The organism is Gluconacetobacter aggeris (assembly GCF_014174395.1).
GTDB classification, from domain to species: Bacteria; Pseudomonadota; Alphaproteobacteria; order Acetobacterales; family Acetobacteraceae; genus Gluconacetobacter; species Gluconacetobacter aggeris.
The window spans coordinates 180,879-193,199 of the sequence record NZ_JABEQD010000001.1 but is presented as its reverse complement, the minus strand read 5'-3'; the positions used below and the strand labels follow the sequence as shown (position 1 = coordinate 193,199).

The following is a 12,321-nucleotide window of genomic DNA, read 5'->3' as shown; positions in this document are numbered from 1 at the left end:
ACGCGCGACGCGGCGTTTGGGGGAAAGACGGCATATGCGATCAGGACGGGTTTGGGTACGAAACGGACAATTCTTGCGTGCGCGACTTCTCGGAACGGCGGTCCTGGGCGGTGTCGTCGGCAGCATGATCGGCGCCCCGGCATTCGCCCGGACGGCGCCCCAGCCCGCCACGTCATCGGCCCCGTCCGCGAAGAAGCCGGTCCATGCGCGCCACGGCGCGGCGAAGGCCGCGGCGCCCGCCGCGTCGTCCGGCGGTACGCATGTCTCCGTGCGCCCCACCGCCGCTCCCCGCGCGGCGGCCGAGGCGCTCGACGTCACGGCCAGCCGCCATGTCTCGCACGGCGCCGAAGCCAGCATCAGCCGCGCGATGCTGGAATCGCAGGTCGCGGGCACGAACATTCTCAAGGCGGTCGGCCAGTTGCCGGGCGTCAGCTTCAGTTCCAGCGATCCGCTCGGCATCGATACCTGGGGCACCAGCGTCTATGTGCGCGGCTTCTTCCAGGATTCGATCGGGATGACGCTGGACGGCATCCCGCTGAACGATCAGACCTATACCAGCGTCAACGGCGTCAATATCGCCGATGCCTGGATTTCGGACGACATCGCGGGCGTCGAGACCTCGCAGGGCGCGGGCGGCGTGGACCTGCCGGGCAATTCCAGCCTGGGCGGCACGATGCGCTTCCATACCTCCGATCCCAAGGACAAGGCCGGCGCCAAGGTGTCGCAGGTCTTCGGCAGCTACGGCACGCTGCGCACCTATGCGCGCGTCGACAGCGGCGCGCTGAACCAGACCGGGACGAAATTCTACACCGCCTACTCACGGTCGGACGAGCGGAAATACGATGCCGACACGCCGGGCTTCATGCAGACGGTCAACGGCAAGCTCGTCCAGCCGATCGGCCATGACAGCCGGATCACCGCGATGTTCAACTGGAACGACGCCGAGGTCTGGGGCTACGCCGACAAGTCGCTGAGCATTCTCCAGAACGCCGGCTGGCGGACCGAATCCTGGGCGCCGAACTACCGGGGCGCCTACAATGCCTCCGAATATGCGTGGATGAATGGCGCCGGCAACAGCGGCACCTGCACGCCGGCCTGTACCGGCCCCGGCACCTATGATGTCGGCAGCGGCACGCCGCTGGTCTTCCCCGCCGGTACCACGCCCACCATTCCGGCCTCGTGGCAGAACACGAACGAAGGTGTCGGCACCGCCTATTACGACGCGGGCCAGTCGACGCGGGATTATCTGGGCGGCATCGACGCCGACCTGGCGCTGACCAACGCCCTGCGCTGGAACACGGTCTTCTACGCCGGCGCGTTCGACGGTGATGCGACCTATGGCGATCCCTGGACGCAGTCGCCGGGCACCGGCGCGCCGCTGTCGGAGGAAGTGTGGCAGAACGCCTATCGCCGCTTCGGCTTCACCAGCGCCTTCACCTGGCATATCGGTCGCCACACCATCAATGTCGGCGGCTGGTACGAGAACAATTCCCAGCGCGCCGGCCTGTACTGGTACAACGAGCCGGTCTACGGCCAGGGTGCCCCGCTGAAGACGGTCGGCCCCTACACCACCTATGGCGCCGCGTTCCAGCAGGGCTATGGCTTCACGTGGAACACCAACAGCTTCCAGTTCCATGTCATGGACGCCTGGCGTCCGGTGGAAGGGCTGACGGTGACGTACGGTTTCCGCTCGATGCTGCAGACGACAGCGGGCGGTGCGAACTATGGCAATGTCGATGCCGGCTACGGCACCGGCGTCGGCGTGGATTCCGGCCTGCCCAGCGGGTCGATGACGTCGGCGGCCGCGTTCCTGCCGGCGGTCAACCTCGATTATCATTTCGGACGCGGTCACGAAGTCTATTTCGACTTCGCCGAGAACATGCGCCCGTTCATGGTGGCCCCCTCGGGCGGATCGGTCTCGCCCTGGGCGGTGTCGTCGCAGGACGCGTTCAAGGCCCTTCAGCACAGCCTGCCGAACGAGCGTGATTTCACCTATGTCGTCGGCTACCGCTACACCTCGCGCAAGCTCCAGGCCTCGATCGACGGCTATCATTCCGACGTCTACAACCGCCTGATCTCGGCCTCGGTCGGTTCGCTGAACAATCCGATCACCTCGGTGGTCAATTCGAAGCACGCGGTGATGTGGGGCATGGACGCCGCGCTGACCCTGCAACCCTTCGAGGGGCTGGCGCGCGGCCTCGCCTGGACCAACTCGATCAGCTACAACCACTTCACCTATGCGGACCACGTCAATATCTGCCCGCTCGCGGGCGATTGCGACATCAAGGGCACCAAGATGCTCGCCTATCCGCAGGTGATGTACAAGACCAGCCTGTCCTACGAGTACAAGGGCGCATCGGCGCATTTCGATGTGAACTACTACGGCAAGCGCTATTTCTCGTACATGAACGACACCCACATCTCGCCGTACTGGATGGCCAATCTGGGCGCCAAATACCGCTTCGGCAATCTCAGCGTGCTGAAGAACGTGACGCTGGCGTTCGAGGTCTATAACCTCTTCAACCAGAAATATATCGCGATGATGGGCGAAAACGGCTTCCCCATCGGCGGCCAGTCCGGCGACGGCGGCGACTACCAGTCGCTGGAGCGCGGCGCGGTGCGCGAATATTTCGGCACGATCAGCGCCGAATACTGATCAGGGACGCGTGTCCGGGCCATGCGGTCCGGACACGCCACGTTCAACAGGGGGCAGGAAAGCCGCGATGGTGGGTTGGAACATGAAGACCACATGCCGTGCTGCAATGGCCGCCATGCTGGCGGTGCCGGCGGGCAGTGCCCTGGCCGCGCCGCCGGTCCTGCAGGCCGAACAGAGCGACGTCGCAACCCTGCCGCCGGTCGGCGCGCACTGGGTCCTGCCCGCGACCGATCGCGAATCCTACACGATCTACGATGCCGATGCCGGCAGGATTCTGGGCACCGTGCCGGCCAGCATCCTGGGCAATATCGCGCTCTCGCCCGACCGGCGCACCTTCTATGTCGCCGACACGATCTGGTCGCGCGTCGATCACGGCACGCGCCAGGACCTGATCCAGGAATATGACGCCCACACCCTGGCCCTGCGGCGCGAGATCACGCTGCCGCCCCGCGCGCTCGCGGTCTACAAGGGCCAGGATTTCGATGTCAGCCCCGACGGCAAATGGGGCTATGTGTTCGACATGAGCCCGGCAACCTCGGTCACGATCGTCGATCTGGCAAAGGGCGCGGTGGCCCACACGGTCGACATCCCCGGCTGCGCCCTGGTCTTTCCGTGGAAGCAGGGCGGGTTCTCCAGCCTGTGCGGCGACGGCTCGCTGACCAATGTGGGCTATGCGGGCGACAAGCCGACCGTCACCCACAGCGCCCCGTTCTTCGACGCCAATAACGACCCGATCTTCGAGCAGGGGCTGGTCGACCACGCGACCGGCCAGGCCCTGTTCATCTCCTATACCGGCAAGGTCTACAACGTCACGCTGGGCCAGAAGCCCGAGATCGCCGCCCCCTGGTCCATCCAGGCAGCGGCCGGCCAGCCCGTCGCCGGCACCGGCGTGCAGGAACAGGCCTGGCGCCCCGGCGGCAAGCAGCCCTTCGCCTGGAACCGCGCCAGCGGCCACCTGTTCGTGCTGATGCATGTCGGCCCGCACTGGACGCACAAGACCGACGGCACCGAGGTGTGGGAACTCGATCCCATCCGCCACACGCTGCTGCACCGCATCGACCTGCCGCAGCCCGCGCGCGGCATCGCCGTCAGCGGCGACGCCGCTCCGCTGCTCTACGCCACGTCGCAGGACGGCACCATGACGGTGCTCGACGCGCGCTCCGGCGCCGTCCGCCGCACGGTCGAGGCCCATGCGGAATCCATGATCGTGGCGCCGGACCTCATGCCCGGCCATAACGGATGATGGACCAGCCTGCGTCGATGACCGTCCTGGCCTGGGCCCAGGCGCTGGACTGGCTGCTGCTGCTGGCGCTCGTGCCGGTGCTGGCGCTGCTGTTCCGCCGCATGCGCCATCTGTTCGCCAAGGTGGCGCCGGTCGGCGCGCTGATGACGTCCGGCGGCCCGTCCCCCGGCCAGACGCTCCCGGCCCACCCCCTGCGCGCGCTGGACGGCACCATGCTGACGGTGGGCGGCCCCCGGCCCGAGGGCACGCGCACGCTGCTGCTGTTCGTGTCCGGTACCTGCCCCATCTCGCGCAAGATGCTGCCCATCGCCCAGGATTTCGTGCGGCGTGAGGCCATCGCCCTGCTGTGCCTGGGCGACGATACCGACGCCATGCAGCAGGATCTGGTCGCCCGCTTCGGGCTGGTACCCTCACGCTTCGTCAACGATCCCGAGATCGGGCGCATCCTCGGCATCGACAAGCTGCCCTTCGCCCTGCTGCTCGATGCATCGGGCACGATCGTGGCCAAGGGCCTGGTCAATAACCGCGAACATCTCGAAAGCCTCGTTGTGGCCGGGGAAACGGGCCACGTCTCGGTGCAATCCTATCTGGACGCGCGGCCCCACGCGGCATGATCGCGCCGGCCCGCCCCGGCCTCCGGACCCTTCAGGAGTAACACGCCAATGCCGGTTTCCTTTCTCGACACGCTGGGCGAAGCCGTCACGCGCCGGCTGGCGGCCCGCTCCTCGCGGCGCGGCGTGCTGGGGCGCATGGGGGCCGCCATGGCGGTGGCCCCCGCCTTCCCGCTGCTGCCGGTGCGCCGGGCCGACGCCGCGCCGACCCCCGCCCCCAACCCGGCCGCCACCCTGACCGATTTCGAACGCCGGGCGCAGGGCACCGACCCGACCAAATGCAATTACTGGCGCCACTGCGCCATCGACGGCGTGCTGTGCGGCTGCTGCGGCGGCGGCATCCACACCTGCCCGCCGGGCACCCAACCCTCGCCCGTCTCCTGGATCGGCACCTGCCGCAACCCCGACGATGGCCGCTCCTACGTCATCGCCTATCGCGACTGCTGCGGCCGCAATATCTGCGCCGCCCCCAAATCCTGCGACTGCAACACCGCCGATCGCGAAATGCCGATCTATCGTCCCCAGGCCAGCAACGACATCATCTGGTGCTTCGGCACGGCTTCGACCGCCTATCATTGCTCGACCGCCGCCATCATCGGCCAGGCCGGATGAAGGGCAGGGCCACCGCCCACGGGTGGCGCCGGACGGCGATGCGTCAGCGATTCCCGATCCTCTCCCTCATCCTCCTGCCCGCCCTCGCCGTGCTGGGGCTGGCCCGTGCCGCCCCCATGGCGGGCGCGCTGCCCGTCATCCCGGCGACACAGGGCCATTACCTGGTGGGCTGCGGCGGCTGCCACGGCATACAGGGCCGTTCGGGGCGCGAGGTCGTCCCCGATCTCGCCGGCCAGGTCGGCTATTTCCTCTGCACGCCCGAGGGGCGGGATTATCTCGTCCGCCTGCCCAATGTCGCCTTCGCCAACCTCTCGTCGGAGGATCTGGCCCGGATGATGAACTTCGTGGTCTTCACCTTCGGCGGCGCCAGCGTGCCCGCCAACAGCCGCCCCTACACCACCGCCGAAATCGCCGCCCTGCGCGCCAACCCCCTGCGCGTGGCCGACCTGCACAGCTACCGCGCGCAGATCGTGCGCGCCGTCACCCGCGCCTGCCCGGCCGCGGCCGGCCTGCACGGTTATGATGTGGCGCAGGCGGCGCGCGAGGGCCAATAATGGCGCCCCGAACAGGGCAGGCGGCAGACCGGCAACGGACGAGGCAGATGACACATTCTTTCCATCACGGGGCCCATTCATGACCGGCCCCACCATCCTCCCTCTCGCCGGCACGCTGGTGGCCGGCGGCATCGGCACGCTCCTGTTCGCCGCCGGCCTCGCCAAACTGCGCGATCACGACGGCTTCCTCACCACATTGGCCGCCTACCGGCTCGTGCCCGCCGCCCTGCTGGAATCCACCGCCTGGGCCCTCGCCGGGGCCGAAACCGCCATGGGCGCCACCCTGCTGGCCGGCCTCGCCCCCCTCACGGCCGGCCTCGGCGCCGCCCTGCTGTTCGTGCTGTTCGCCCTCGCCATGGCCATCAACCTGCTGCGCGGCCGGACCGACCTCTCCTGCGGCTGCCTGCCCGGCATGGCAGCCGCCCGCCTCTCCTGGGGCGCCGTCGCCCGCAGCGCCCTGCTGGCCCCCGCCTCCCTGCTGCCCGCCCTCACGGGCCAGCCTGCTTCCCTGCTGCTGCGCTACCAGGCCCTGGCCGCCGGCGCCTGCCTGCTGGCACTCGCCATCGCCCTGTCGCACCTGATATCGGCCACCCCCGCCCCCGAGGAACATTCCGCATGATGACTGCCCTGATCGTGTCGCAGGTGCTGCTGTTCGCCGCCATCGTCGCCCTGGTGCTGGTGGTGCTGGCCCTCGCACGCCAGATCGGCATCCTGCACGAACGCATCGCCCCCATCGGCCAGCAAAACCCCCAGCGCGGCCTCGACGTCGGCCAACCCATCCCCCGCATCACCATGCGCACGCTCGACGGCACCCCCTTCCCAATCGGCGAACGCCTGCCCGCCGGCACCATCCGCATGCTCCTCTTCGTCGGCGCCGACTGCCCCGTCTGCAAACGCGTCCTGCCCATCGCCCTCGACGTCGCCCGCGAACGCGGCCTGGACCCCGTCCTCGTCGGCGACGGCGCCCCCCCCGAACTCACCGCGATGCGCGACCGCCTCGCCCTCACCAACATCCCCTTCATCACCGGCGTCGAACTCGGCCTGGTCCTGCAAGTCAACCGCCTCCCCACCCTGGTCCTGCTCGACGACAACGGCACCATCCTCGCCCGCGACGTAGTCAACACCCGCCGCCAGGTCGAAGCCCTGCTACCCACCGTGCCCGGCCGTTCCGCGGCGGCATGAAGCACGGCCAGGGCTTTGCCCTGGACCCACCAAAGGGCAGTCGCCCTTTGGAAACCCAGTCGAATGGAAGGAAACGTTCCGTCCGTTTTCGCGTCATATCTGTCATTGGAGGCGCGTCAATTCGATCTCGAAAGCGGCCATGCAGCATAGCAGCTTGACGTCAGCTGCGCGCCGGGCCTGCCCTTCGTCGAGGGATGGGACGGCTTTGAAAAGGATGAAGCCGCTTAGGCGGTGATGTCGCTGCGGCGCCATTTCTGGACAGGCGGTCTGTCGAGAGGTATAAGAGGTTCTAATTTTGTTCCAGCATTGCCGCTGAGACCCTGCAAGGATAATCGACATGCTCAGATCAGGATCGGCGAGTTCTCCCGCATGCTGATCTACCGGCGTACCAGCCTTCTTGAGTCGAGTGCTCAGACACTTGTCAACACTGTCAATTGCGTGGGGGTGATGGGCAAGGGCTTAGCGCAGGCCTTCAAGGAGCGCGAACCTCAGATGTTCGCTGCCTATAAACGCATTTGTGGCCAGCATCTTCTCGAGCCTGGCAAGCTATGGCTCTGGCGCGGCTCGTCGAGCTGGGTACTTAATTTCCCGACCAAGCAGCACTGGCGGAACTCCTCAAAGCTCGAATGGATCGAGGCGGGGCTTGCCAAATTTGTCTTAGCCTACAAATCGCAAGGCATCACCGAGATCTCGTTCCCCAAACTGGGCTGCGGCAATGGTAATCTCGATTGGGACGAGGTCCGGCCTGTGATGGAAGCCTATCTTGGCCGCCTACCAATCAAGGTCTATATCCACGACTTCACCAAGGATATTGGTTTGCCCGAGCATCTGGAGGCGATCGCCGACGCGCTTCGTCGCTCGGCTGTGCCCGAACCGTCGTTTGAGGGTTTCTTGCGCGCGCTACATCAGGTCGTCGATCTCGGTGGGGACCGTTTGGTCGAACTCGGCAGTGAGGCACCGTTCCGCGCTGCGATGAATGAACCCGACGTGCTAACGATCGAGACAGCTGATACCCGGTGGCAATTCGAGGAGGAAGCTCTACGCGGAGTGTGGCTTGAACTTCAATCGGGGGTGGTGACCCAGGACCGCGCTGGCTGGACCGCGCGCGATGCGGGCGCCCAGCTAGTGACAATGCTCAGCATGCTCCCTGGCATCCGGCCGATCGAGATTCAGCGCAAGGACGCCTCCGATCCCGAACTCGCCGTCGAGCGCGTAACAACTTGGCATGAACTGTCGCCAGTTGCGCTTCCACCTAGCCAAACCGCGTTTGCATGGCACTGAGCAACGCGTTCGTCGCGGCACACATCGGGTGTTGGCAGGCCAAGCTTGATCGACCCTGGTACAACCACCGACGCTACTGGCCCGCATATTTGTTCCACCATGCACCGCTTGAGAATGCCGCAGCAATTCTTGCTTCAGGCATGCTGCGTTCGCGCAACGACCCGGAGAACCTGCAACCGCGGGATGTCGCCGCGCGAGAGGTCAACGCGGCGCGCGATCATGCCCACGACCGTGTCCGACTCTATTTCCGGCCCAAGACTCCAACTCAGTTCCATATCGAAGGCGTCCGCAAACCGGGGGAATGTCGCTTCGGCGATGAGACCCACGCGCCGGTACTCGTCATGCTGATCCTCGACGCGCAGCGTATCCTGACGATGCCGGGCACGCGTTTCTGCGACCGAAACATGCAGCGCGGCGAAGCCGTCGCGGGCGACGACGAAGCCTATTTCGGTCAAATTCCGTTCGACAAAGTCTATCATGAAGGCCCGACTGGTGGCGACGAGACGATCCCCTCGCATCGTTGTGCTGAGGTACTGCCGACCTCGCCACTCGACCTGGGTCAGTGCCTGCGCGCAGTTTTCCTTCGCTCGGAGCCTGAGCGCGACACGTTGCTTCACCTGCTTGGGCCGCATCGTGCGCGTTGGGCCGAGGCTTGTCATGTGTCCGAGGCACTTAAAGTATTCGAGAAGCGCTATAGCTTCGTCCAGGACATCGGGCTCACGCATGAGGGCGTGGTGTTTGCGCTCAACCGGCGCCACGATGGTCGTGGCGTCGCGATCACGATCCAGCTCTGGACAGAGTTTGGCAATCACGTGGCGCGTTTCGATCATGCCGATCTAGCAGCGACCCCGGCCCAAGGACGCTGGATCTATAAGCATCCGCTTGCCGATGGCATCTACCGAGTGCGCGTCGATATCGAGGGCCATTTAGCCTATGACGCGCTGATTCCGCTTAAACCAGTTTTGTTCTGACGGTCGGCTACGAGGCGGCTAAATATCTAATATCTGATTGACGTTTCCCCGCCGGCGCGGTGGTTCAGCGGGTAGGGCCTATGACAGGCACGGGCGGAGGGAAAAGCCACCGCCCCTCATCTCCGCGTTGACGCGCTGCAACATCCTCCGTAGAACCTGCCTCCCCAACCAGCGAAGCCCGAACAGGCGCAGCCTTGACCTAAGCGCCGGAGGCGCCGCTTGACCATGTCCATGACGTTCGCCGATCTCTCCCTGGCACCGGCCCTGCTGAGCGCATTGGCCGAAGAAGGGTATGTCACCCCCACGCCGATCCAGGCCCAGTCCATCCCGCTGCTGCTGGAAGGTCGCGACCTGCTGGGCATGGCCCAGACCGGCACGGGCAAGACCGCCTCCTTCGCGCTGCCGCTGCTGCATCGCTTGGCCGCGTCTCCGCGCCCGGCGCCCAAGGGCGGTGCCCGCGTCCTGGTCCTCGCGCCCACGCGCGAACTGGTCTCGCAGATCGCCGATGGTTTCGAAAGCTTCGGTCGCCACCTCAACTTCAGCGTGACGACGATCTTCGGCGGCGTCAGCCAGTTTCACCAGATCAATGCGCTCAAGGAAGGCGTGGACATCATCGTGGCCGCGCCGGGGCGCTTGCTGGACCTGATCAATCAGGACCTGTGCGACCTGTCGCAACTCGAAGCGCTGGTGCTGGACGAGGCCGACCAGATGCTCGACATGGGCTTCGCCAAGCCGATCGAGCGCATCGTCGCGACGCTGCCCAAGGACCGGCACACGGTGCTGTTTTCGGCCACGATGCCGAAATCCATCGCGGCACTGGTCGAAAGCCTCCTGCGCGACCCGGCGAAGGTCGAGATCGCCCCGCCCTCGACCACCGTCGACCGGATCGAGCAATCGGTCATGTTCGTCGATGCTGCCGACAAGAAGGCGGCATTGCTGGAACTGCTGCAAACGCCCGGCATGGGCCAGGCCGTGGTCTTCACCTTGCAGAAGAACATCGCCAATGAAGTCTGCACCTTTATCACCGAGGCCGGCATCACGGCCGAGGCCCTGCACGGCAACAAGTCGCAGGGCCAGCGGGAGCGCGCGCTCGATGCCTTCCGCGCCGGTACCGCGCAGGTCCTGGTGGCGACCGATATCGCGGCACGCGGCATCGACGTCGATACCGTCACGCATGTTTTCAACCATGACCTGCCGAGCCTGCCGGAAAGCTATGTCCACCGCATCGGCCGCACCGGCCGCGCCGGGCGCAACGGCTTCGCCATCACGCTATGCGATGCCGAGCAGCGCGCCTGGCTGCGGGATGTGGAGCGGGAAATCGGTCGCACCCTGACCGTTCAGGACGATCACCCGTGGCATTCGGAAGCGGCGCGCAACTCGACCATGCGTCCGCCCCTGCTGGGCGGCGCGCCGCCCAAGGAAGTCAAGCCGCAGCAGAAGCGCGAGCGCAAAGTCTGGACCGAGGAAGAGAAGCAGGCCGCGCGGGCAGCAGCCAAGGCGACTGCCGGGGCAGCCTGATCAGGCTGGCGCTGCCCTTGAACCCACCAAAGGGCAGTTCGCCCTTTGGAGCCCCATTCGTTATCAAATGATTGGGGTGCAGGGCCTCAGGCCCTGCCGGGTCCAGGGCAGCGCCCTGGATTCAAGCCCTCCCGGCAAATAGTCCGGGAAAAGAAGAGGCTGTTCCAAAAAATCCCGTCAAAAACGGATCTTTCCAAAACAGCCTCCCCACATCTCACCCCGCCAGAGCCTGCTCGATAATCGCCAGCCCCTCCTCGATCACGCTGTCAGGCGCGGTCAGGGGCACCAGAATGCGCACAGTCTCGCCCAGCACACCGCAAGACAGCAGGATCAACCCACGTTCGGCGGCACGGGCGCAGATGGTGCCGGCGCCACCCTTGCGGGGCGTCTTGCCATCGGCTTCCAGAATATCGAAGCCGATCATCGCACCGGGCCCACGCGCGGCACTGAAGGGCACCAGGCCCGGCTTGCCGCGCAGGGCGTCCAGCCGGTCGCGGATGCGCGCGCCGATCACGTTGGCGCGTTCCACCAATCCTTCCTCGGCAATCACGTCCAGCACCGCCAACCCGGCCGCACAGGCCAGCGGCGCGCCGGCATAGGTGCCGCCCAGCCCACCGGGGCCCACGGCATCCATCAGCTCGGCCCGGCCGATCACGCCCGACAGTGGCATGCCGCCGCCCAGCGACTTGGCAACGCACACCAGGTCGGGCGCCACGCCGGAAAGCTCGATACCGAACAGCTTGCCGGTACGGGCAAAGCCGGTCTGCACCTCGTCGGCAATCAGCTTGATCCCGTGTGTGTCGCAGACCGCGCGCAGGGCTTGCAGCAATTCGGTGGGGGCGGGGCGGAAACCGCCTTCCCCCTGCACGGGCTCGATGATGATGGCGGCAACCTGCGCCGGGTCGATATCCGCTGCGAACAGCAGGTCGAGCGCGCGCAGGCTCTCAGCGACCGAGATATCACCGGCCGGGAAGGGCAGGTGATAGACCCCGCCGGGCATGGTGCCGAACGGCGCCTTGTAGGGCTGCACCTTGCCCGTCAGGGCCGAGGCCAGCAGCGTGCGGCCATGGAACCCGCCGGTAAAGGCCACCACGCCGCTGCGCCCGGTGGCGGCGCGGGCGATCTTCACCGCGTTCTCGGTCGCTTCGGCGCCGGTGGTGAACAGGATGGTCTTGGCCGGGCCGGGGAAGGGGGCCAGCGCGTTCAGCCGCTCGGCCAGCGCGATATAGGATTCGTAGGGCGCAACCTGGAACGCGGTATGGGTGAACAGGTCGAGCTGCCGCCGCACCGCCTCCATCACCTTCGGGTGACGATGGCCGACATTCAGCACCGCGATCCCGCCGGCGAAATCGATGTAGCGCCTGCCCTCGACATCCCACAATTCGGCGTTTTCCGCGCGGGCGGCATGGATGGTGGTGGCCGAGCCGACGCCGCGCGGCACAGCCGCCTCGCGCCGCGCCTGAAGGGCGGAATTGCTGGATGACATGGTCGCCTGTCCTCGTTGTCTGAAAGGCCCGATCGCGGGGGGAGGGGCGCCGCCACCGACGCCATACCGACGGCGCTTGTACTGTCCGCATGCCCGGCGCGGGAGACGCCTTGTCGGTCGTCGGTGGTGCCTTTCTGTCACCATCCTGTCATGGCGCCCCAGAATGGTCAGCATGAGGGGGCGTGTGTATGGTGCGCGCACTTCGGA

The 12,321-nt window shown here is 66.4% G+C and carries 11 protein-coding genes; 10 read left to right on the top strand and 1 reads right to left on the bottom strand.

All coding sequences use genetic code 11. The annotated features are described in order from the left end of the window. Positions 1–73: 73 nt before the first annotated feature. The 10 genes from HLH36_RS00910 to HLH36_RS00865 all read left to right on the top strand — a co-directional run bounded on the left by HLH36_RS00910 (position 74) and on the right by HLH36_RS00865 (position 10,628). Positions 74–2,656 (top strand): TonB-dependent receptor, encoded by a 2,583-nt coding sequence (locus HLH36_RS00910; protein ID WP_246376267.1) that lies wholly within the window; start codon positions 74–76, stop codon positions 2,654–2,656. Positions 2,657–2,738: 82 nt separating this feature from the next. Then, a complete protein-coding gene (locus HLH36_RS00905) occupies positions 2,739–3,899 on the top strand; it encodes an amine dehydrogenase large subunit (protein WP_246376265.1) in 1,161 nt (386 codons plus the stop codon). Beyond that, a complete protein-coding gene (locus tag HLH36_RS00900) occupies positions 3,896–4,513 on the top strand; it encodes a thioredoxin domain-containing protein (RefSeq protein ID WP_246376263.1) in 618 nt (205 codons plus the stop codon). The genes HLH36_RS00905 and HLH36_RS00900 overlap by 4 nt, the downstream gene beginning before the upstream one ends. A gap of 48 nt (positions 4,514–4,561) precedes the next feature. Then, positions 4,562–5,122, top strand: coding sequence for a methylamine dehydrogenase light chain (locus tag HLH36_RS00895; RefSeq protein WP_182984638.1), 561 nt, complete (start codon positions 4,562–4,564; stop codon positions 5,120–5,122). 38 nt (positions 5,123–5,160) lie between these two features. Then, complete coding sequence (locus HLH36_RS00890; protein ID WP_182984637.1) at positions 5,161–5,676, top strand: hypothetical protein; 516 nt, start codon at positions 5,161–5,163, stop codon at positions 5,674–5,676. 79 nt (positions 5,677–5,755) lie between these two features. Beyond that, a complete protein-coding gene (locus tag HLH36_RS00885) occupies positions 5,756–6,295 on the top strand; it encodes a MauE/DoxX family redox-associated membrane protein (protein ID WP_182984636.1) in 540 nt (179 codons plus the stop codon). Next, the gene (locus tag HLH36_RS00880; protein ID WP_182984635.1) at positions 6,292–6,858 is read left to right on the top strand and encodes a redoxin family protein; all 567 of its coding nucleotides are present in this window, start codon (positions 6,292–6,294) and stop codon (positions 6,856–6,858) included. Before HLH36_RS00885 ends, HLH36_RS00880 begins: the two co-directional genes overlap by 4 nt. Before the next feature lie 369 nt (positions 6,859–7,227). Continuing rightward, positions 7,228–8,139 (top strand): macro domain-containing protein, encoded by a 912-nt coding sequence (locus HLH36_RS00875; protein WP_182984634.1) that lies wholly within the window; start codon positions 7,228–7,230, stop codon positions 8,137–8,139. Beyond that, on the top strand, positions 8,130–9,110 hold the full coding sequence (locus HLH36_RS00870; RefSeq protein ID WP_182984633.1) for a DarT ssDNA thymidine ADP-ribosyltransferase family protein: 981 nt from the start codon (positions 8,130–8,132) through the stop codon (positions 9,108–9,110). The genes HLH36_RS00875 and HLH36_RS00870 overlap by 10 nt, the downstream gene beginning before the upstream one ends. Positions 9,111–9,335: 225 nt before the next feature. Then, positions 9,336–10,628: a DEAD/DEAH box helicase gene (locus HLH36_RS00865; protein ID WP_182984926.1), complete on the top strand. Its 1,293-nt coding sequence runs from the start codon at positions 9,336–9,338 to the stop codon at positions 10,626–10,628. A gap of 214 nt (positions 10,629–10,842) precedes the next feature. Here HLH36_RS00865 and gabT read toward each other — a convergent pair whose 3' ends face one another. After that, a complete protein-coding gene (gene gabT / locus HLH36_RS00860) occupies positions 10,843–12,114 on the bottom strand; it encodes a 4-aminobutyrate--2-oxoglutarate transaminase (protein WP_182984632.1) in 1,272 nt (423 codons plus the stop codon). Positions 12,115–12,321 lie beyond the last annotated feature (207 nt).